A 21,319-nucleotide genomic window follows, 5' to 3' on the forward strand; every position below is an offset into this window, starting at 1 on the left:
AGCTTGTTCTGCACGCCCGACATGAAATCGGCAGTCTGCTGCAGGGTAAGCAGATTCTGCCGTACGGCGGCGGACAGGGTAATATCAGCCATCTATGTGTCCCTTTCCTGGGTCCAGCATTTTGACCGCTCGTCCTGAGCGGGATGGCCTGATCATGATTTGGTAACCCTAATGCTTGGTTAATCGCGTCTTTTTTTAGGGTTAACGCTTTCTTTCCTTGGGGCATGCGGCTGGAGACGCAAAGAAAAGGCGGCAGGCCGGAGCCTGCCGCCTTGTTTCGCGGGGGGTATGTCTTGCCTTAGAACAGACGCAGCACGTTCTGATCCGCCTGAGCTGCCAGCGACAGGGCAGTGGAGGCGAGGGACTGCTGGGTCTGCAGAGCCAGAAGGTTTGCGCCTTCCTGGTTGGTGTCGGCGAGGGTCAGCTTGCCGGCGCCTTCCTGCAGCGTGTTCACCATCGCCGTGGTGAAGTCCTGACGGTTCTGCACGATCGACAGGTTGGTACCGAAGGTGGACGCCTGAGACCGCAGAGAGTCCTGGGCCTTCTTCAGCTTGTTCATCACCGCATCGATGTCGGTGTCCTTGGCAAACCCGCCTTCAGCCGTGTTATTCGTGGTCGTCCCGGTGTAGGCGCCAGCGGCTGACGACTTGGAGTTAACGCTCAGCTTGAAGTCCGATGTGATCGTGATCGTACCAGACGCAAAGCTGGTCGAAACGCCTTCGGTTTCATCAATGAAGTTCTGGAAATCCTTGACGGTGGTGTCCGCCTTGATCTCCAGCTTGCCCAGTTCCGAGCCGTTGGTGTCGGTCAGTGTAATGACGTCACCAACATTGAAGTTGCTGTCAGCTGCAACCAGACCTGTAGAGCCGAGTGCTGCTGCGCCAGCTGTCCCGTTCTGGAACGATACGGTTGCAGTGCCCGTGGTGCCCGAGGCGATGTCCGACAGATTGAGGCCTGTCGTGCTCGAAGCGTCGGTGTAATCCACGGCGGTAATCGACAGGGACGACTTGCCGCTCTCGTTGAAGGTCACCTTCAGATCGTTACCGTCACCGGCGAGCAGGTTCTTACCCTTGTAGCCGGAATCCTTGGCAACGTCTTCGATCTGCGTGAGAAGTTCATTGAACTCCTTCGCATACTTCGCACGTTCGACCTGGTTGGAGGTCTGCGAAGCCTGGTTGGCCTTTGCCTTCGCAGCGTCAACCAGACCGGAGATGGAGTTGATGCCCTTGTCGGCTGCCTTCAGCGTCTGGACCGACTGGCCCATGTCGTCGAGCAGGGAGCCAAGATCGCCGGCGCGGTTCTCGAGGCCCTTTGCGGTGAAGAAGGAGTTCGGGTTGTCGAGAGCCGAGTTGACCTTCTTGCCGGTGGAGAGTTTCTCTTGGACACCACTCATCAGCTGAGCAGTCGACTGAAGGGCATTGAGGTTCGAGCGCACTGCGCTCGACAGGCTGATATTGCTTGCCATTTCGGTTTTTCCTTCCTGGGAAAACACAATACATGGATCCGTTCTGGATCCCGCAAGCAGCAAAGTCAGCTTTATTCTGTAATGACAAGTTAAGCTTTATGGTTATCGGAATTTAACCTTAACGTATGGTGAATTTTACATTATGGTTAATTTGATTTTAATTATGCATCAAGGGCTTGCAATGTGCGTGGTGTCAGGCGCGGGCGCGCCTGCTCCGGATGCGTGCGGGGGGGTGAAAAAAAAGCCCCACTGCCTGGGGCGTGGGGCTTTGATTTGAACTTGAAGTCTGGCGAAGGGTCAGGCGGTGCGCTGAACCGTGCCGGATGTCTGAAGTGAAGCTGGTTCGTCGCCTGCCTTGGCGTAGGCGCGAAGCTTGCGTAAGGTCTCGCTCGGGACCTGCTGGATGACCTCGCCGGTCTCCTGGTCCATGGCGATGTAGATGAATGACTGGCTTTCAGGGTCGAGCGTGTTCTTCCGCACGATCTCCCGTTGCGCAGGCTGGTTCGTTGCGCTCTGACGGTTGCCATTCTCGGCAAGCGGGCGCTGTTCTTCAGTATTCCCTGACGGCTTCACCGTCTGGGGACCTGGTAATTCAGTTCTAGCTGCGGGCTCGTTCTGTTCCGGAGCCCGCGTAGCCGGGGTTACTGCCGCATAGGCGGTCAGTGACGGCCGGATTGCTCCTGTATCCATGCCTGCCTCCTTCGGGTAACACTCCTTGACCCGATGGTATCACCCACAAAATACAACGGGGATATGAATCCTCCGTTAACGAAAAGGTTAGACTTTTCGCGGGTGCTGGCAAGTGATTCGCGTCGTTGCGTCAAAGCGATCTGTTGACAGCGATCCCTTCAGCAATCCTGGGGGCGTGCGGTGAAGCGCCGCCCGGTCCGTAGGTCGTGGTCCGCTGCCGGGCACCAACGGCCTGTGCGACCGTCGTCACTACAGTCGAGGCAACTTCCCGCGCCGTTGACAGCACTGCCAGATTGATGCGCAGAACGGGCTGGAACTCCGCATGCTGCCGGCGCAAGGATTGTACCGCAGCCGGGGCGAGATTGCCTAGAGCAACCGAGTGTTCCTTGGCGAAGAGAACGCCCTGTGTGTAGTGATGCACCAATACGGCTTTTTCCGGCTGCAGCTCGCCTGCAGCTCGCAGCTGGCCTTCCCGCACCATATCGGTTTCCTTCTCGATCAGTTCGAGAAGCTTTTCCATGGTGTGACAGACCGCAAGGCAAAAGCTCTCTGCCTCGGATCTGCTGGTTGGCCTTGCGGTGGAAAAGGGCAGGGCCGCTGTTTCCGGGGTGTGGGCGTTCACTGGTTTGCCTCCTGAAGGGCGAGCAATTCGCGCTCGATCGAGTTAGCCAGGCCGACTCCTCCGGCCGAAGCGATGGTTTTGGACATTTCGTCGATGAGCATCTTCTGCCAGGTGTCGGAGCCCTCTCCGCCACCCCAGGCGCCACCTTCCTCAAGACCGGTGAACATGGACTGCATCATGGTGTTGAGGAAAACGGCCTCAAAGTTCTCCGCCTGTTTGCGGATCGACTCCGGAGCGATGATGCGGGTGCCTCCCAGACGGGGCAGGGCCGTTGTGCCGGTGAGATTGAGATCTGATGGCGTCATGGCTTACATGGCCTCGATTTCGGCCTGCAGCGCACCGGCTGCCTTGATGGCCTGAAGGATGGAAATCATGTCGCGCGGGCCGATGCCGAGCGTGTTTAGCCCGTCAACCAGCTGCTGCAGGGTCACGCTCTCGCTGACAATCGCCAGCTTGCTGCCGCTTTCATTGACCGTCACATCGGTCTGCGGTGTGACTGCCGTCTGACCGTTCGCAAATGGGAGAGGTTGGTTCACCTGCGGATTCTCCGCGATGGTGACGGTGAGGTTCCCCTGAGCAACTGCCACGGTCGATACCTTGACGTTCTGGCCCATCACGATGATGCCAGCGCTTTCGTCAATGACGACGCGGGCAGACTGGTCCGGCTCGATGATCAATTGCTCAACGTCCGTGAGCAGGTCCACCACATTGCCATTGTAGTCACGCGGTATGGTGAGCTGCACTGTGCCCGGATCCAGGGGCTCGGCCGTGGGGAAGCCAATCAGTTCGTTGATAGCCAGGGCGACGCGGCGCGAGGTGGTCAGGTCCGGATTGCGCAAGGCGATGCGCACCGTGGTCATGCTGGCCAGCTTGAAGCCGACTTCCCGTTCGACCAGCGCACCATTTGCAATGCGGCCGGAGGTCGGCACACCGCGGACAACCGAGGCTGCATCGCCTTGTGCCGCAAAACCGGAAATAGCCACGGCGCCTTGTGCAATGGCATAAGTCTCGCCGTCCGCACCCATCAGCGGCGTGACCAGCAGTGTCCCGCCCTGCAGGCTGTCCGCATTCCCCAGGGCGCTGACGGAGACATCAATACGTGTGCCCTGTGTCGCGAAAGGGGGCAGGTTGGCCGTCACCATCACTGCGGCCACATTGTTCGTATTCAGGTCCGCTGCTGCCGTGTTGACGCCCAGGCGCTCCAGCATGGCCTGCAGACTTTGCCGGGTGAAGGGCGAGTTGCGCAGGCCGTCGCCCGTTCCCTGCAGACCGACCACGAGGCCATAGCCGACCAGCTGGTTTTCACGAATGCCCTCGAAATCAGCGATGTCCTTGATCCGCGACGATGCGCCTGCGTTCTGGACAGACACCGTCAGAATGGCGGCGAGCGCTGCCAGGAGGAGGCCCGGACGAAACAATGAGGCAAACGGCATGGGACAAACCCGGATCATGAGTGCTTTTGCCCACTCAATGCGAAGTTCGTGCCAGATTATTCACTTTTAGTGATTTTAGATTATCTTATTGAAAAATAACAAGTATCTTGCCAGTTTGATGCACCTTGAGCAGCTCATTGCAGGGCTGTGGCTTGCTGATGCCGGGCAATTCTTGCCGGGAGGGGCGGATTTCCCTACCCTAGTCAGAGGAAGAATCTGACCGGGAGCCCGTAAAGGTCAAACCAGCGGTCCTGATGCAGGGCTGGTTCAAGAGGAACGGGAAGCGAGGCCACAATGCGGATCACCAACAATACGCCCGTTTCCTCTGTTCAGGGCAAGGGCAGCAAGAAGAAGGCCGGTGGCGGCGGCGGTTTCCTGATCGGGGGAGACGGAGAGACGCATGCAGCCGTGTCGACGTCGTCTTCGTCGTCACTTTCCGGGATCGACGCCCTGCTATCCCTGCAGGAAATGCAGGTGCAGCCGGATGACCGGGATGCAGCGACAGCGCGCGGGCATTCCATGCTGGATCTTCTGGATGAGCTGAAGGCAGATCTGCTTGCCGGGGTGATCGAGCCATCCCGTCTGGAGAATATGATGACGGCTCTCTCGGACCGCCCTGTCAGCAGTGATCCGGGGCTGGAATCGGTTATCGACGAGATCGAATTGCGCGTGAGGGTTGAGCTGGCTAAGCAAGGCCGGTTTACAAGTTGATCCGTTTTTGCTGGCTGCAGGGCTGCGCAAACTTCGAGCGCTATGGATAACTCATTGAAACAGAAGGACTAAAGCTTAACATTTTTTTCGGGTTTGCCCGTTGTGGCTGACCTCCAGTGACTATATATTCGCCCCGTCCTAACGGTAACCGGAGTTTCCGATGACGGTTGAACTTGAGTCTGACTATCGACCTTCCGAGGACGAGCCGTTCATGAATGAACGGCAGCGCGAGTACTTCCGCAACAAGCTGCTCGCCTGGAAAGAGGACATCCTGCGTGAAAGCCGCGAGACGCTGGCGAACCTGCAGGAAGAAAGCACCAATCACCCTGACTTCGCTGACAGAGCTTCTTCGGAAACGGACCGTTCCATTGAACTGCGTGCACGTGACCGGCAGCGCAAGCTGATCTCAAAGATCGATGCGGCGCTGGAGCGTATTGAAGACGGCAGCTATGGCTATTGCGAAGAGACCGGCGAACCGATCTCCGTCAAGCGCCTGGAAGCCCGCCCGATTGCGACCCTGTCCATCGAGGCGCAGGAAGCGCACGAGCGCCGCGAAAAGGTGTACCGGGACGACTGAGATCCCCGTTCCTCGTTAAAATTTCAGCCCCCGTCAGCCGCGCTGCCGGGGGCTTTTGTTTGTGCCTGCCTCTCCACGGGGATCAGGAGGTCAGGGGGGAAGCGGAGAACGGGCACGGCGCTCGGGGAGCGAGACGCCGTGCCCGTCATTCAGCCAGTCTGGCGTCCGGAGCACCGGACTGGCAGGGGGAACAATTCGGATTGCAGAAAGGAAGGCGGGACAAAGGTGCGGGAGGGCGGTCTGACCGGAGGCTGGGGATCGCCGCCGGTCAGCATTCTTTCAGCCCAGCTCAGAAAGGCAGAACGATATCCAGCACCTGCTGTCCATAGCGGGGCTGCTGCACATCTGTGATCTGCCCGCGCCCGCCATAACCGATACGGGCCTCTGCGATCTTTTCGCTCAGGATGGTGTTATCCGACCGGATATCCTGCGGCCGCACGATGCCGCCGATGATCAGTTCGCGGACCTCGAAATTCACTCTTACTTCCTGACGGCCCTCGATCACCAGATTGCCGTTCGGCAGAACCTGGGTCACGACTGCCGCAACGGAGGTTCGGAGGGTTTCCTTCCGGTCCACTGACCCCTTGCCCTTGAAGCTGGAATCCGAGTCCACCGTTGCCAGAGCATTGGCGCTGGTGTTGCCAGGCAGGACGAATTTTTCGACCGCTGTGCCCAGGGCGCCGCTGACGCCGGAAGAGTCCGATCCTGCCCGGGAGCGTTCAGTTTCGTTGTCGAACTGCGCACGGTCGGCGATTGTCACCAGAATGGTCATCAGATCGCCGACCTGCTTGGCGCGCTGGTCTTCGAAGAAGGCGCGGTTGCCGGACTTCCAGAGCGAGTTGGCATTGTAATGCGCGGGCTGGGGCGTCGGCATGGGCATCTGCACCGGGCGGTAGCCGGGCATGGTGGTTGGGTCCTGAATGGCGTTGAGCGCCGGCGCCTTGCCAACCTGTGCCAAGCGGTCCGCAGAACCGCAGGCGGCCAGCGGCAGGACCAGAAGGGTCAGGGCAACTGCCTTGTGAATCGGACGGATCATTGTGCGCTCTCCTGGGCTGGCAGGCTGGTGTTGGCGGCAAGTGTGCGGGAGGGGGCGCCGAGGCGGACTTCTCCGCGGGCGCTCACCATGCCCCTGACGGTGCGGCGGGACTGCAGATTGATCACGTCGATCATATCGCCATCTGCGCCTGCGGTAGCTGCCTGGCCCTGCGTTGTCAGCTTCATTCCCGAGATTTCATAGATGAGTGTGACCTTGTCGCCGCGCTGGATCAGCATCGGGCGCTCGAAGTCCGCCTTGCTCAGCTGGCGGCCAGGACGCTGCTGGATGCGGGCGGCAAGTCCAAGGATCTCCTGAGGGTCCGTTACGGCCCGCCCCTGCACCCGCTCACGCGGCAGGCGCATGGTTATCAGGTCCTGCTCGCGGACGATCCCACCCTTGTCCAGCGGGTTGGCCAGCGCGACGATGGCCGTCATCTCCCGCGCAATACCAGTGAGGCTGACACGGCGGTAGCCGTTTTCGCCTGCGTAGGACATGACGATATCGAAACGGCCGTCTGCGCGCGACCAGAGGGCCTGCTCGATCCGCAAGGGATCAGCGGAGCGCGGATCTGCATGGATGATCTGCGGCGTGCGGGCGAAGACGATTTCGAGGTCGTCTGCGGAAATCTGGCCTTCCTGGCGTGCCAGCCGCTCGGCAATCATGCCGGCCAGGCGCTGGGCATCGAAGGAAATGGAGTCCCGGCGGACGGTGACTTCTGCAAGCCCGTCCGTGCCGGCAGACTTGAGGCCAGCCGCGCGGGCGCGCTCGGCAACAAGTGCCGCGCTCACTCTGCCCGACGTGCCCAGATCCGGGGACCGGAACAGCGGTTCGAAACCGGCAGCGCCTGCGTTGCGATAGAAATCCCCAACGGTGAGGATATCCGAAGAGGTCACGACCTCCGGCCGCAGAACGGGCGCTTCGCTGCCGCGCTGCCAGACTGGCTGGCTGCTGCCCGCCGCAAGACTTGCGGTGCTGCCGGGCATCAGGCCTGCGAGGGCAGCTCCAAGGAGCGCAAGAAACAGGGGTCTCATCGCCAGCCTCCTTTTACCGCAGGTTGGTTGTGGTCGAGTACATGTCATCAGCGGCCTTGATGATGCGGGAATTCATCTCGTAGGCACGCTGGGCGGAAATGAGATCTGCAATCTCCGTCACGGCATCAACATTCGCCATCTCGAGGAAGTTCTGCTGCAAGCTGCCGAAGCTGTCCTCGCTGGGGTTGCCAACCTGTGCCGCGCCGCTGGCATCGGTCTGGAGGAAGAGGTTGTCGCCAATGGCTTCAAGTCCGGCCTTGTTGACGAAGCGGGCGAGCTGGATCTGACCAAGGTTCACCGCCGCTCCATCGACAATCACCTGCACCGTGCCGTCGGCTGCGATCGTCAGGTCGCGGCCATTTTCGGGGATGACAATGCCGGGCTGGATGGTGAAGCCGTCGACGGTGACCAGCGTGCCGTTGGCATCGCGCTCGAATGAGCCGTCCCGTGAATAGGCCGTGGTGCCATCGGGCATCTGGATCTGGAAGAAGCCTTCGCCGCGGATGGCGACGTCGGTTTCCTTGTTGGTCTGCTCCAGGTTGCCCTGGCTCATGATGCGTGTGGTGGAAGCGGTCTTCACACCCGAACCGATCTGCACGCCGGTCGGCACGATGGTGCCCGCGTTCGATGTGTCCGTGCCCATGCGGCGAAGGTTCTGGTAGAGCAGATCCTGGAAATCGGCCCGCTGGCGCTTGAAGCCGGTGGTGCGCATGTTGGCAACGTTGTTCGAAATGACTTCAACGTTGAGTTCCTGCGCCTTCATACCTGTGGCGGCGATATGGAGTGCTTTCATGGTGGTCTCTCCTGTCCGTCTCAGGCCTGCGACTTGCCGAGGCGCTCAACGGCCGAGCGGGACAGGTCATAGGTGTCCTTCATCAGCTTGGTCACGCTCTCGTACTTGCGGGTGATCTCAATCAACTCTGTTACGGCCGTGATGCCATGGACGTTGGACTGCTCGACGGCACCCTGGATCACCCGTGTGCGCGTGACAGGCTGCGGATCCGTGTAGGTCATCAGGTTGTTGCCGATCGACACCGCGTTGCGCGGCTCCTGGAAAGCCACAAGACGTACGCGGCCGCGTACGCCGAGCTCGGAAGAAATCGTTCCGTCAGCGGCAATGTCGATCTGTCCGTCCTGCGTGCTGAAGGTGATCGGGCCGCCTTCTGTCAGGACCGGGCGGCCATCCGGCGTGACCAGCTGACCGGCGCTGTCGAGGTGGAACGATCCGTTGCGCGTGTAGGCTTCGCTTCCATCTTCCATCTGCACCGCGAACCAGCCATCGCCATCGACGGCAAGATCGAGTGGATTGCCGGTCATGATGATTCCGCCAGCCTGAAAGTCCGTGAAGGTCCTTGCGTCCTGAACATAGGAGAGGGTTCTGTCGCCGCGCTGGAAGGCCGTCGCCTGCGCCACCGGCATCAGATATTCCTCGAATTTCATATGCTTGGCCTTGTAGCCAGACGTTGTCATGTTCGCCAGGTTGTTGGCGGTCACATCCAGCTGCCTGCGCAAGGCAACCTGCCGGGACAGGTTAATGAGCTGCGCATTCTCCATGTTAACGATTCCTTTTTGCTCCCCGAGGGCACGCCAGCCTCCCCAGGCCAGCGTGCCAGCATCCCTGAAGCAGGGAGTGTGCCAGTTTTTATTTTGTTGAAATCATTGAGTATTTTTCACTTTGGCGCGATACGGGGTGCAAATAGGTGAGGAAAAAATGAACCAGTGGGCAACAGTTGCCGGGCGATGGGTTAAGGAGTTGGTAACCACTCGTTAACGATTAACCCTTTAGAAACTATTCACGCGCATGGCATGTGCGGCAAGCTGGCGGGGCGGCAATGGCCGATACGGATACCGACGCCGAGAACGGCGAAGAAGGCGACGCGAAGAAGGGCGGCAAAAAGAAGCTGATCATCTTCGGGGCCGCTGGGCTTGTTGCGCTGCTCGCTATCGGCGGTGCAGTCTGGTTCTTTTTTCTGTCCGGAAGCGAGGAACCAGTTGACCCGGATGCTCCGCCTGTTGTCGAGCAGAAGCCGGTGGTCTTCTATGACCTTCCGGAAATGACCGTGAATCTGTCCACCGAAGGGCGGGCGACCTATCTCAGGGTGCGCATTGCGCTTGAGGTGGCGGATCAGGCGATGGTGGACAGGATCAGTCCCTATCTGCCGCGTATTCTGGATGCGTTCCAGATCTACTTGCGTGAGTTGCGTCCCGCTGACCTCGAAGGGTCGGCCGGTTTGTTCAGGCTCAAGGAAGAGCTGCTCCGGCGCATCAATCTGGCGGTTCATCCCGCGAAGGTTGATGGAGTGCTGTTCAAGGAAATCCTGATTCAGTGACGGTGATACATGGCTGACGACGACGATCTGAGTGACGCCGACCTGGCTGATGCCTGGGGTGCCGCGCTAGCCGAGCAAGGGGCTGGCGACGACGACGATGATCTGGCCGCTGCCTGGGGTGCGGCGCTGGAAGAGCAGGGTGTAGGCAGCGCTGACGACATGGCAGCCCAATGGGCTGCAATGATCGATGACAGCGAGCCGGAGCTCGAAAACGCCTCGCGCGGCGCAGACCGCGTTCTCAATCAGGAAGAAATCGACAACCTCCTCGGCTTCAACATCGAGGACACAATTTCGCGCGACCAGAGCGGCATTCGCGCCCTGATCAACTCGGCCATGGTGTCCTATGAACGCCTGCCGATGCTGGAAATCGTGTTCGACCGCCTGGTGCGCCTGACCACGACATCCTTGCGCAACTTCACGTCCGACAACGTTGAAGTGTCGCTCGATTCAATCAGTTCCGTTCGTTTCGGTGATTACCTGAACTCGATTCCGCTGCCTGCCATCCTTGGCGTGTTCAAGGCTGAGGAATGGGATGGCTTCGGTCTCGTGACGGTGGAATCGAGCCTCATCTACTCGATCATCGATGTGCTGCTGGGCGGTGGCCGCGGCACCACGGGCATCCGCGTCGAAGGGCGGCCCTACACCACCATCGAAACGAACCTTGTCCGGCGCATGCTGGAAATCATCCTGGCGGATGCAGAACAGGCCTTTGCGCCTCTGTCGCCCGTGCATTTCAGCCTGGAGCGTATGGAAACCAACCCGCGCTTCGCGGCGATCTCGCGTCCGGCGAATGCGGCCATCCTTGTCGAACTGCGCATCGACATGGAGGACCGTGGCGGCACCATCGAGATCATGATGCCCTATGCCACGCTGGAGCCGATCCGTGATCTGCTGCTGCAGATGTTCATGGGTGAGAAGTTCGGCCGCGATCCCATCTGGGAAGGGCATCTGGCAAGTGAGATTCATGCGGCCATGGTGGAGGTGGATGCCGTCCTCTACGAGACCTTCCTGCCTCTCAGCCGCGTCCTGAGCCTCGATGTGGGCCAGACACTCATTTTTGACGTGGAACCTGATGATCCGGTGACAATCAAGTGCGGCAACGTGGAGCTCAGTGAGGGTACACTCGGCAAGGTCGAGGATTCGATTGCGATTCGTGTCACACGCGGATTGCGCAAGCCGAAAATGACTCTGGCCGCATTTGAACGGGCCATGCAGAAGGAAATGGAAACGTCATGACGTCCCTGCCGCTTGGAATGTTGATCGAGGCTCTGGTGGCTGTCCTCCTGCTGGTCACCATCGGCTATTGCTGGATCCTGAACCGCCGTCTGCAGCGTCTGCGTGCCGATGAAGAGACCCTGCGTGCGACGATCTCCGAACTGATCACGGCCACCGAGATTGCCGAGCGTGCCATCCTTGGGCTGAAAGCCACCGCAAATGACGCGGACAAGACGCTTGGAACCCGGCTGACTCAGGCAGAACATCTGTCCAAGCTTCTCGCCGGGCAGTTGGGTGAGGGCGAAGCCGTTCTGACGCGCATCAGCCAGATTGCCGAAGCTGCCCGTACCGCTCATGCGGCTGAGGATGCCCGCCGCGCGTCCGAGGAGGAAGCGCGCCAGCGTGCGCAGGCGCAGGCTGAGGCCGAAGCCCGCCGTCTGGCGGCCGCGCAGCAGTCCGCAGCCCCTGCTTATCAGCAAGCGCCGCATGGTTATGCTGCTCCTCAGCCTGCGCCACGCCCGGCGGCTCCTGCTTCCTACGCTGCGCCATACCGCCAGCCGGCCCCGGCCTATGCACCTGCAGCTCCCGCGCCCGCTGCCGCTCCGTCCGTGAGCGCGCGTGACATCCGCGCCGCAGCTGCCGAAGCAACGGCCCGGCTTGAGCGCTTCCGCAAGAAATCAGGGGAGGCTGCTGCTTGAACCTGCGCCTGCTTCCTGTTGTCGGTATTGCTGCCAGCGCCCTTCTTGCGCTGAAGCTGCTCGGCCTTGTGCTCGGTGGGCACACGGCCGTGGGACCGGTCATGGAAGCGCGGGCACAGGCCCAGCAGCCTGCCGCAGGTGAACCTGCGGCACAGCCCTCCGGCCAGACCGGAGAGCCGGCGCCTGCAGAGGCTGCGGCTTCCGCAGAGACTGAGGCTCCTGCACAGGAGGCTGAAGGCGCAGCGCCGCCAGTTCCGGATTCGCTGGAGATCGGCGGTTCAAGCGCCGAGCGTGCCGTGCTCGAGAGCCTGGGTGAGCGCCGCAGGGCCTTGCAGGATCAGGAAGGTCAGCTTGACCTGCGGGAAAAGCTTCTGCAGGCGACCGAAGAGCGCTTGCAGAAGCGGGTTGATGAACTGAAGTCACTCGAGCAGCAGATTCAGCAGGGTGTCGAGGAAAAGAAGAAGCAGGAGGAGGGCGAGATCGCGGCACTTGTGGTCATGTATGAGAACATGAAACCCAAGGATGCAGCGCGTATCTTCGACCGTCTTGAACTCGACGTGCTGCTCAAAGTCGTGCGGCAGATGAAGCCGAGGAAAATGGCCGACATCCTTGCACGCATGTCTCCTGAAGCGGCGGAGAAGCTCACGGTCGCTATCGCCGGCGGGGAGCCGGACCAGCCGCAGGGGGCGTCTGTTCAGGCACCTGCTACGCTGCCGAAAATTGGCTCAAACTGACGGAAAGCGGCAAGTTTCGGGATGTGGTGTAACAGGGTGTTAAGGCCGCTCCCCTAGTTTCAAACCGGAGCTTGTTCCAGAGGATAACCCTGACCTTGTTGAATGTTGTGAGGCATGCACGCCAGTGGGCCTCAGCCAGGGTCCACGCAGCGTCCCGGACTATTCCGGGGGCGGATGTCTTGTGCCGCAGCCTTGCCGTTTTGCTTGCCGTGTCCTTGCCGCTGATGCCCCTCGCTCAGGTCCATGCCCAGACGGCCGAAGCCGTGGAGATGGAAGCGCGAGCCGAAGAGGGCTATGGCCGGATGATCCTGACCTTCAAGGACAGGACTCTGCTGCCGCATTATGATGCTGCTGTCACAAACAATGTGCTGCGTGTTGCCTTTGAGACGCCGGTCCAGATCAGCGTGGACGATATTCCGCTGCTGCTCGGTGACTACGTCGCCATCGCGCGCCGTGATCCGGACGGCAGCGCCATCCGCTTTGCCCTCAAGGATAAGTTCCGCATCAACACGCTTGAGGCAGGTGAGAAGCTCTTCATCGATATTCTGCCGTCCAACTGGCAGGGCCTGCCACCGGGGCTGCCGGATGAAGTTGTGCGCGAGCTGGCGCGGCGTGCCGAAGAGGCCATGCGGCAGGTCCGTGCGCTGGAGCAGGCCCGGTTGAAGGCGCAGGAAGGGCCGAAGGTCACGCTCCATGTCGGGGATCATCCGACCTTTACACGGCTCGTCTTCGACTGGTCCATCCAGTTTGATACGGCCTTCGTCCGAGAGGACGATATCGTCCGCATTACCTTCAATCATCCCGCTCAGCTGGATGTTGGGGATCTGCGTGCCCGTCTGCCGCGCGGTGTCGTCGATGCGACGGCCTTCATTGATGAGGGCAAGCTCAAGTTTCTGATGCGCCTTGAGCCGGGCGTCGATATCCGTGCTTTCCGTGAAGAGCAGACCTATGTGGTCGATGTCAGTCCGCAAGAGGCCCAGGTTCCGGCAGATCCGGCCAATGCGGCCATAAACGATGCCTTGGGTGCAGATTCGCCGTCTGGAGCCTCCGGCATGATTGTCGCGCCCGGGGACCGTGATTATACGCCGCGCCAGCCTGAAGGTGCACCTGCCTCCGGCGCCCCGCAGGCTGATCAGGATCCGGTTTTCGACGGGGTCGAGGGCGGCGGCGTGAGCCGTCCGAGGCCGGGGGCCATCGGTCCGCGTGTCGTGCCTGAACCCCCTGTTGCGCAGAATAGCACGGCTCCTGACCCTGAAGCCGGCGAAGGGCCGGCCGATGTAGCTCTGGCTGAACCCGGTGCGGAGGAAGCATCTTTTCCGCTGCCTAGGGCAAAGCCGGCAGCCTTTACGGAGCTGGCCTTGCAAGGGCCTCTGACGGACGGTTCGCGGACCAGTCAGCCGATCATCATTCCGCCTCTGGGCGGAGAACCGGAAACGGTGGCTTCGGTTGCTTTCGTTCCACCTGTTCGCGAGCCGGCACCTGAGGCGGCGCAGTCCGCAGAGGATGCTTCGCAAATGGCTCCTGTCGCAGCTGGGCCTGCCCAGGAGGCCGGAGACCGTTTAATTGATGTGGTGCCGCTTGATCCGATGCCCCAGGCTGAGGAGCGTTCAGCGGTACCTGTTGTTCAGGAGCCTGTGCCTGCTGATTTGCCGCCGGTCATTGATCTGACGGGGGCGCCTCAGCCGCAGGCCAATGAACCTTGGCGGGCGACTGGCGGCAATGATGCTGCGGGCGAACAGGCGCAGGCAATTCCCTCCAGCATCTTCGGCGGTCCGGCCCGGTCTCCCGAAAGCCTCCCGCCTGATGCGGCGGAAGCAACCCGTAATTTCGTTGCTGCCGAAGCCCGGCGCATCGGCAATTCCGTGCGTGTCGTGTTTCCCTTCCGGGAGCAGGTTTCTACCGCCCTGTTCCGGCGGAACGATAGCGTCTGGATGGTGTTCGATACCAGCTCGGCAATTGACGTGCGCGGGATGCGTTCTGCTCTCGGAGATATCGCCAGTGCGGTCGATATCCAGAGTTACGGTGACTTCTCTGTGCTCCGGGTGAATGTCAGTTCTGCCACGCTGGCGACCCTTGGTGCTGATGGAAATGCCTGGAATCTCGTCATCGGCGATATGATCGTTGAGCCCTCGCGCCCGCTGCTGATGGAGCGTACCCTGCGGATAGACGGCGGATCGGTGCTGCGGGTATCCTTCCAGAACCCGCGGTATGTCCGCAAGTTCACCGATCCGGACGTGGGAGACGAAATCCATGCCGTAACCGGTTTTGGTCCGGCGCGCGGCTTGCTCAAGCCACAGCGTTTCGTCGATTTGGATGCGCTGTCCTCCGCGCATGGCGTTGCAGTCGTACCCAAGTCGGACGGCGTCCGGGTCCAGCTGGTGGGCGATGATGTCATCCTGGAAAAGACCGACGGCCTGATCCTGTCGAGCAGCCATCTGCGGCAGGGCTCCGGTTCCTTCAATTCCATCGTCGCCGCGGACAATGTTGCTTCCATCGAGTTCTCCAACCTGACAACCTCGGAACCGGCGGAGTTCATCCGCCGCCGCAATGAGCTTGAAGCTGCCGTCGCGGCTGCTCCGGAAGGACGGCGGCAAGGACCGAGGCTGGACCTGGCCCGGTTTTACCTTGCGCATGTCTTCCCCCACGAATCTCTGGGGTTGATGGAGCTGGCGCTCGAGGAAGAGCCTGCACTGGCGCAGGATCCGATGTTCAATCTCATGATGGGCGCAGCCCAGACGCTTGCCGGACGTCCGAGGGAGGCGGTGCCCTTTCTGAGCCGTCATGACCTTAAGAACAATCCGGACGCTGCCGTGTGGCAGACCATCGTTGAAGTGGCCCTCGGCCAGTGGGCTCCGGCCCGCGCTGCATTGACACGCGGCCGTTCCGTCATTGGCAATTACCCTGTCAATATTCAGGCCGAGTTCAATCTGGCTGCAGCGCAGGCCATGGTGGAGCTGAATGATTTCGGTATGGCCAATGTCATTCTTGCGGAGATCGAGCCAGCCCTCATCACCCCGCAGCAGGCCACCCGCTACGACCTTCTGCGTGGCCGCGTGGCCGATGCGTCGGGCAGGTCGCTTGAAGCGCTGACCGCCTTTGATCTTGTCGCCCGCAGCTTTGACCGGCCGCGTGCCGCCGAAGCCCAGTACCGGGCCCTGCGTATCCGCTACCGTGACGGTGAGGTCGGGATCGACAATGCCATCAACGAGCTTGGCGGCCTAGCGGCCTCCTGGCGCGGAGATGAGACGGAACTGAAGACATTGCGGCTGCTCGCCCAGCTTCAGGCCGAAAAGGGCAATTACCGCGAGGCGTTCGAGGCGATGAAGTCTGCGCTTCAGGCCCAGCCGGATGCGGAGACCACCCGCTTGCTGCAGGAAGAGATGTCCGCGCTTTTCTCCAGCCTGTTCCTTCATGGCAAGGCGGATGAAATGCCGGCGGTCAAGTCATTGGCGCTGTTCTACGACTTCCGTGAGCTGATGCCAGTGGGGCGCCAGGGGGACGAAATGGTGCGCAAGCTCGCCAAGCGTCTTGTCGAGGTGGATCTTCTGGATCAGGCCGCCGGCCTGTTGCAGCATCAGGTGGACAACCGCCTCAAGGGGGCCGCCCGTGCGCAGATCGCAGCTGACCTTGGAGCCATCTATCTGATGGACCGCAAGCCGGAGCGGGCCCTGGCAGTGCTCAACCGCACCCGTCAGGCCAACCTGCCGTCATCGCTGGAGCGTCAGCGCAATATCATCGAGGCACGCGCCATGACGGAGAGCGGGCGTCCGGATCTGGCACTGGAGCTGGTACGCAACATGCGTGGGGCGGACGTGGACCGGTTGCGCGCCGATACGTTCTGGAAGGCTCAGAGCTGGCGTGAGGCCGGTGAACAGCTGGAAGCCATGTATGGCTCGCGCTGGTCAGACAATATTCCGCTGGAGCAGATCGAGCGCGATGACATCCTGAAGGCGGCAATCGGCTACTCGCTTGCCGGAGATCAGCTCAGCCTCGACCGGCTGCGGACCAAATATGCGAAGAAGATGGCGGACAGTCCGCAGTCTGCTTCATTCGAGGTGGTGACCCGGCCCATTGCTGCTCAGGGGGTCGAGTTCCTCGATGTGGTCAAGGGCATCGCCGCCACGGATACACTCGACACGTTCCTGCAGGAATACCGGCGTCAGTACATGTCGCCGGCTGCGGACAGTGGCAGCAGCTCGCTGGCCAATGCCATGCCGGCCAACGGCTGATACCCTGTCCTGCGTCAGGGAATGGGGCTCCGGCTGCATAGGAGCCGCCGGAGCTTGAACTTCTGCTCAAACTGCCGGACAAACTGATTCAGCTCTTGCAGAGATTGATTCAAGTGCTGCCGGATTTGATTCCGGAAAATGCCGCAATGTACTGATTTGTATGCGTTTTTTCTGGCTCTAACCGGCTGCGCCAAAGCTTCTGACCAGACTTCCGGCCACAAGATACCAGCCATCGACAAGCACGAAGAAGATCAGCTTGAAGGGCAGGGAGATGACCACTGGCGGCAGCATCATCATGCCCATGGACATGAGGATGGAGGCAATCACCAGGTCTATGATCAGGAAGGGCAGATACAGCAGGAAGCCGATCTCGAAGGCGCGGCGCAGCTCGCTGATCATGAAGGCCGGGATCAGGACCTGAAAGCTAAGGTCCTGCGGTGTCTCCGGCGGAGCCTGACCGGAGAGCTCTTGAAACAGGGCAAGGTCCTTCTCCCGCACCTGAGTCAGCATGAAGGCATGAAACGGCTCTGAAGCCCGTTCAAAGGCCTGATCGAACTCGATCGTTCCCTCCACCAGCGGCTGGACGCCCTCGTTATAGGCTGTCTGCAGGGTGGGGGCCATGATGAAGGCCGTGAGGAAGAGGGCCAGCGACACCATCACGGTATTGGGCGGTGCCGTCTGCAGGCCGATGGCCGAACGCAGCAGCGACAGAACCACGACAATGCGGGTGAAGCTCGTCACCATGACGAGGATCGAGGGGGCCAGGCTGAGAACCGTCAGCAGCGCCACGAGCTGCAGGGCGCGCTGTGTCACGCCCGTGCCTTCGCCGAAGCCGATGGAGATGTCCTGAGCCAGCGCCGGGGCAGCGAACAGCACTGCTGCTGCCCCGGCCAGAGCCATTGCTGTCAGGCGCAAATATCTGGCGGATCTGGTTGCGCCCTTGCGACCGTTCATTTGCGCTCTTGCGTGCCGATTTCGGACAGGAGGCGTGCCATCTCTTCTTCAATGGCCGTTACGCCGGGGTTGTCACGGGCTGTCTGCACCTTGATCTCCGGCGCAGCACCTGGCTGCTCTGGCGTGTCATCCTGCGATGCTTCAAGCTCAGGTTCTGCGGCAGCGGGGGCTGCGCTCTCTCCGGCCTGGTCAGCAGGGGCAGGCGCAGCCGCCGTCTTGGAGGATCTGCCAGGCAGATGACCATCAAGAACATCAGCCAAGGCATCGGCCAACAGGTCGTCCGCCATACCGGTTTGTGTTGCGTCCGCCGTCTCTGCAGACGTATGTGCCGGGACGAGAGGGGCAAACAGGTCTTCCTCGTCCGCTGCAGTATCCTGCGTGCTGCCATCCTTATGCTCTGCCTCGGCCGGAGCAGCATCGCTTTCAGCCTGCTGGGGCGCTGCCGCCGTGTCTTCCAGCGGAACTGCGGGGCCTTCATTCTTTGCTGCAGCTGACGGAGCATCTGTTGCGGCTTCGCTGCGTGTTTCACCGGTGGTTGCAGCATCAGTGGAAGCTTCAGCCGCCGCCGCTGCCGCCGCCGTGTTCACAGGGGGGGCAGCCTGCGTGCTGCCGGAGGCACCAGCGCCGCCGCGATAGCTGGCCGCGCGGGCTGGGTCCAGTCTCAGATACGGATTGGTGGCCAGTGAACCCAGGCCTTCGCCACTGCGTTCTGCCGGGCCGCGAACTTCTGTTGCCGCTGCCTGAGCGGCTGGCGATGCGCCGGCAGATCCCGTGGCGTTTTGAGCGGCAGGCTGCGTCCGGACAGTGTCTCCCGCCGTGGTATCACCCTGCGCCGGATTTTGACCAGCAGCCAGCGGGTTCTGGAAAGCGGTACGTGCGCGGGCCGCGGGGCCCGAAGAGGGAGGCGTGACCTGACGGCGCAGCTCGGGCTCGGGAGCCGTGGCCTGACCATCTGTAGCCCCTGGCCGGGCGAAGGTGCGCGCAAGCCCCGCAACGGCAGCGCCTGCTGCGGCAACCGAAGCACCGGCCTTCTGGGTGAGGGCTGAGGCTGCCGACTGGACTGTGTCAGCTGCTGCGGCGGAAGCCCTCTGAACAGGCGGGGGAGCCGGCTGGACGGGCGCCTGGACAGGCGCTTGGGCCGTGCTTCTGATGGCGGGGGCGGAAACCTCCGGCGCACGCATGGCCGGTTCTGATGCCCGAGGGGCAGGACTTGCCGGAGCGGCCGGAGCTGATACTGATGGTGCCGCCGCTGCAGATGTCCCGGCGGACATGGCTTCTGCCGCGCGGGCGCGCAGGGTCTTGATCGTGTCGAGCGGTGATGACACCGGCTTGAGCTCTGGGCCTGCGCTGCTGGCTGGCGGGACCGAGGGCGTCTGGGGAGCGTGAGATACGGAAGTCTGGGGTGCCTGAAGGGGCTGGGGTGTTTGGGCCCTGAGCGCAGGCGCTTCAGGAGCCGGTGCCTGTGCCTGCGGGCGTGGGGCCGAGGGAGCTGAGGCCTGTGCTGCAGGTCCTGAACCAACTTGCGGCTCGTTCTGCCCGCGCGCGCGGGCGCTGGCTGCGAGGCTTCCGGCTGCCGCAGCTGCCCGCGCCGCCAGATTTGCGGCGAGGCGCTGCGGACCGGAAGGTGCGGCCTGCTGCTTGTCAGGGGCAGAGGGCTGGACACGCAACGGCGGGACAGCAGGTGCAGGTGCGAGCGAGGCAGCGGCGGGCGAGGCTGTCATGGCCGCAACGGGAGGGGCAGCAGGTGCAGGAACCGGACTGTCACCGGCGTCATAGTCCGGCGCCCCATAGCCTGCCAGCTGACGCTGATAATTTGCGGCCACCGGTGTGCCGCGAATGATGGTCTGTTCGACGACCACATCAGTCGGGCCGCCAACGAGAATGAGGTGCTCCACATTGTCGCGGCGCACCAGCAGCAGGCGGCGGCGGGCGTCGATGTTCATGGCATCCATCACCGCGATGCGCGGCTGGCGGTTGCGGCCCGCGTTGATGCGGTTGCCGGTGAACTGCCGCAGGAAATAGACCATCAGGCCGATCAATGCGAAAACAATGGCCAGCGCAATGATGAAAGACATTGCCCGTGCGATGCCGTCTCCGACGCCGAAAGTATCCGCGATCCACTCGTACATACCAACCTCATTACTCTGCGCCGGACTGGCGCTGGCCTCCTTGCCGGGGCTGGCGCCAGATCTCCCTTGCATTCAAGCCGCGCAACGGACTTCTGCCCCGCCTGCGTGATAGATCAGTGCTGCAAATAGCATCTGCAGGCGCTGAGGTATACATCCCAGTTACCCGCGAGCCTGTTGCAACGCTTGACTTGCACCCCGCCAGACTTGCGAGCCGGCGATCTGCATAACCACCACCTCGTCTGCCTCTGGTTCTGACCAGCGTCTTGAACCAATGCTCCCGCGTCCTGCTGCTCGCCATCCCCGTATCCATGGCTGGGGATTGTAGCGGCGGAAGCTTGTGCCGCCCCGTTGCCCCTTGCATGATTCTGGCTGGACAAATGCAATAGACCCGCCTTGGCGGCCCATCGAATCGGCTGAACCTTTCAAATGTTAACAGGGGCAGGCAAAAAATGCCGGGTGGTTTCGCAGTCTGCCTCCTTGTTTGAGCGGGTTGTTTACGAATTTCCACGGAAAACCGCGCCCTTGCCGTGAAAACCATTAACGCGGCATTAACTTTCCGTTAACCCTTTAAGCGGCAGTGTTTGCCGAAGTGTTAACGAATGGTGACTCGCATGTCTCTGACCGACCTGCCGATGTTCCGGGCGATCAAGTCCAAAATGCAGTGGCATCAGGCCCGGCAGGGCGTGCTTGCCGAGAATGTCGCCAATGCGGATACGCCGGGATACCGGGCGCGAGAGCTCAAGGCCTTCAAGGTGGACGAGGATCTGAAGCTTGCCAAGCCGGGGCTTGAGACGGCGCGCACACAGGCAGGGCATCTGTCGGGTGTGATGCGTGCCTCCTCCGGAGGCGGTCAGGTATCACCCAGCACCTTCGAGACGACGCCGGATGGCAACAATGTGGTTCTCGAAGAGCAGATGATGAAGGTCACGCAGAACCAGATGGAGTTTCAGGCTGCTGCGACGCTCTACACCCGCAGCATGAAGCTTCTCAAGACTGCCATCGGCAAGTCTGTCTAAGGCTGGCTTTGAACACTTGCAAAGGAGAGTGCCATGGATCTGACCAAAACGCTGTTCGTTTCCGCTTCTGGGCTGAAGGCGCAGACTGGCCGCATCCGCGTGATCGCAGAGAACATTGCCAATGCGGACTCAACGGGCCGCACGCCACAAGAAGACCCTTACCGCCGCAAGATCCCGACGTTCACGAACCGCTTTGAGAAGGCGCTGGACGCGGAAGTCGTCGCTCTGGGCCGGATCCAGGAAGATCAGTCGCAGTTTCCCACCCGCTACGAGCCCGGCCATCCGGCCGCCGATGCGGAAGGCAACGTGCGTATGCCCAACGTGAATTCCCTGGTGGAAAGCGTCGACATGCGCGAGGCGCAGCGCTCTTACGAAGCGAACCTGAACGTCATCGAGACGACCCGCAGCATGCTGCAGCGGACCATCGACATCCTGCGCGGCTGATCACC

The 21,319-nt window shown here is 61.4% G+C and carries 20 protein-coding genes; 9 read left to right on the forward strand and 11 right to left on the reverse strand.

Annotated elements, in window-relative coordinates; translation table 11 throughout:
- Positions 1-298: 298 nt before the first annotated feature.
- The 5 genes from V6L75_RS18770 to V6L75_RS18790 form a co-directional block, all read right to left on the reverse strand.
- Positions 299-1,465: a flagellin N-terminal helical domain-containing protein gene (locus V6L75_RS18770; RefSeq protein WP_334253009.1), complete on the reverse strand. Its 1,167-nt coding sequence runs from the start codon at positions 1,463-1,465 to the stop codon at positions 299-301.
- 297 nt (positions 1,466-1,762) lie between these two features.
- Positions 1,763-2,155 carry a hypothetical protein gene (locus tag V6L75_RS18775; RefSeq protein WP_334253010.1) on the reverse strand — a complete coding sequence of 131 codons (393 nt, stop codon included), beginning with the start codon at positions 2,153-2,155 and terminating at the stop codon, positions 1,763-1,765.
- Positions 2,156-2,285: 130 nt separating this feature from the next.
- Positions 2,286-2,777, reverse strand: a complete 492-nt coding sequence (locus V6L75_RS18780; RefSeq protein ID WP_334253011.1) for a flagellar protein FlgN — start codon at positions 2,775-2,777, stop codon at positions 2,286-2,288.
- A complete protein-coding gene (locus V6L75_RS18785) occupies positions 2,774-3,082 on the reverse strand; it encodes a rod-binding protein (RefSeq protein ID WP_334253012.1) in 309 nt (102 codons plus the stop codon). The genes V6L75_RS18780 and V6L75_RS18785 overlap by 4 nt, the downstream gene beginning before the upstream one ends.
- A 3-nt stretch (positions 3,083-3,085) precedes the next feature.
- On the reverse strand, positions 3,086-4,210 hold the full coding sequence (locus V6L75_RS18790; RefSeq protein WP_334253013.1) for a flagellar basal body P-ring protein FlgI: 1,125 nt from the start codon (positions 4,208-4,210) through the stop codon (positions 3,086-3,088).
- Positions 4,211-4,504: 294 nt separating this feature from the next.
- Here V6L75_RS18790 and V6L75_RS18795 point away from each other — a divergent pair, with 294 nt between their 5' ends.
- Together V6L75_RS18795 and dksA are read left to right on the forward strand one after the other, a co-directional pair.
- Complete coding sequence (locus tag V6L75_RS18795) at positions 4,505-4,921, forward strand: flagellar assembly protein FliX (RefSeq protein ID WP_334253014.1); 417 nt, start codon at positions 4,505-4,507, stop codon at positions 4,919-4,921.
- Positions 4,922-5,081: 160 nt separating this feature from the next.
- Positions 5,082-5,498: an RNA polymerase-binding protein DksA gene (dksA, locus tag V6L75_RS18800; RefSeq protein ID WP_026355707.1), complete on the forward strand. Its 417-nt coding sequence runs from the start codon at positions 5,082-5,084 to the stop codon at positions 5,496-5,498.
- A 289-nt stretch (positions 5,499-5,787) separates the two neighbouring features.
- On the opposite strand, the gene flgH is transcribed toward dksA, so the two are convergent.
- From flgH to flgF, 4 genes are read right to left on the reverse strand one after another with little or no spacing between them, the layout of a single operon-like run.
- Positions 5,788-6,534 (reverse strand): flagellar basal body L-ring protein FlgH, encoded by a 747-nt coding sequence (gene flgH, locus V6L75_RS18805; protein WP_334253015.1) that lies wholly within the window; start codon positions 6,532-6,534, stop codon positions 5,788-5,790.
- Entirely contained in the window at positions 6,531-7,565 is a 1,035-nt protein-coding gene (gene flgA / locus V6L75_RS18810; RefSeq protein WP_334253016.1) for a flagellar basal body P-ring formation chaperone FlgA, read from the reverse strand. Before flgA ends, flgH begins: the two co-directional genes overlap by 4 nt.
- Before the next feature lie 13 nt (positions 7,566-7,578).
- Positions 7,579-8,358 carry a flagellar basal-body rod protein FlgG gene (flgG, locus tag V6L75_RS18815; protein WP_334253017.1) on the reverse strand — a complete coding sequence of 260 codons (780 nt, stop codon included), beginning with the start codon at positions 8,356-8,358 and terminating at the stop codon, positions 7,579-7,581.
- A gap of 20 nt (positions 8,359-8,378) precedes the next feature.
- On the reverse strand, positions 8,379-9,119 hold the full coding sequence (flgF, locus tag V6L75_RS18820) for a flagellar basal-body rod protein FlgF (protein WP_334253018.1): 741 nt from the start codon (positions 9,117-9,119) through the stop codon (positions 8,379-8,381).
- 278 nt (positions 9,120-9,397) lie between these two features.
- Here flgF and V6L75_RS18825 point away from each other — a divergent pair, with 278 nt between their 5' ends.
- The 5 genes from V6L75_RS18825 (at position 9,398) to V6L75_RS18845 (ending at position 16,771) form a co-directional block, all read left to right on the forward strand.
- A complete protein-coding gene (locus V6L75_RS18825) occupies positions 9,398-9,895 on the forward strand; it encodes a flagellar basal body-associated FliL family protein (protein WP_334253019.1) in 498 nt (165 codons plus the stop codon).
- Between the two features lie 9 nt (positions 9,896-9,904).
- Positions 9,905-11,131: a flagellar motor switch protein FliM gene (fliM, locus tag V6L75_RS18830; protein WP_334253020.1), complete on the forward strand. Its 1,227-nt coding sequence runs from the start codon at positions 9,905-9,907 to the stop codon at positions 11,129-11,131.
- Positions 11,128-11,808: a DUF6468 domain-containing protein gene (locus tag V6L75_RS18835; protein ID WP_334253021.1), complete on the forward strand. Its 681-nt coding sequence runs from the start codon at positions 11,128-11,130 to the stop codon at positions 11,806-11,808. The genes fliM and V6L75_RS18835 overlap by 4 nt, the downstream gene beginning before the upstream one ends.
- Positions 11,805-12,542: a MotE family protein gene (locus tag V6L75_RS18840; RefSeq protein WP_334253022.1), complete on the forward strand. Its 738-nt coding sequence runs from the start codon at positions 11,805-11,807 to the stop codon at positions 12,540-12,542. The genes V6L75_RS18835 and V6L75_RS18840 overlap by 4 nt, the downstream gene beginning before the upstream one ends.
- A gap of 179 nt (positions 12,543-12,721) precedes the next feature.
- Entirely contained in the window at positions 12,722-16,771 is a 4,050-nt protein-coding gene (locus tag V6L75_RS18845; RefSeq protein ID WP_334253023.1) for a tetratricopeptide repeat protein, read from the forward strand.
- A 177-nt stretch (positions 16,772-16,948) separates the two neighbouring features.
- Here V6L75_RS18845 and fliP read toward each other — a convergent pair whose 3' ends face one another.
- A complete protein-coding gene (gene fliP, locus V6L75_RS18850) occupies positions 16,949-17,671 on the reverse strand; it encodes a flagellar type III secretion system pore protein FliP (protein WP_334253080.1) in 723 nt (240 codons plus the stop codon).
- 50 nt (positions 17,672-17,721) lie between these two features.
- On the reverse strand, positions 17,722-19,854 hold the full coding sequence (locus V6L75_RS18855) for a hypothetical protein (RefSeq protein WP_334253024.1): 2,133 nt from the start codon (positions 19,852-19,854) through the stop codon (positions 17,722-17,724).
- A 611-nt stretch (positions 19,855-20,465) separates the two neighbouring features.
- Between V6L75_RS18855 and flgB the strand changes: the two genes are divergently transcribed.
- Entirely contained in the window at positions 20,466-20,870 is a 405-nt protein-coding gene (gene flgB / locus V6L75_RS18860) for a flagellar basal body rod protein FlgB (protein ID WP_334253025.1), read from the forward strand.
- A 33-nt stretch (positions 20,871-20,903) separates the two neighbouring features.
- Positions 20,904-21,314, forward strand: a complete 411-nt coding sequence (gene flgC, locus V6L75_RS18865; protein ID WP_019964569.1) for a flagellar basal body rod protein FlgC — start codon at positions 20,904-20,906, stop codon at positions 21,312-21,314.
- The last annotated feature ends 5 nt before the right edge of the window (positions 21,315-21,319 follow it).

The sequence above is a fragment of the Pannonibacter anstelovis genome (assembly GCF_036881715.1).
Lineage (GTDB): Bacteria > Pseudomonadota > Alphaproteobacteria > Rhizobiales > Stappiaceae > Pannonibacter > Pannonibacter anstelovis.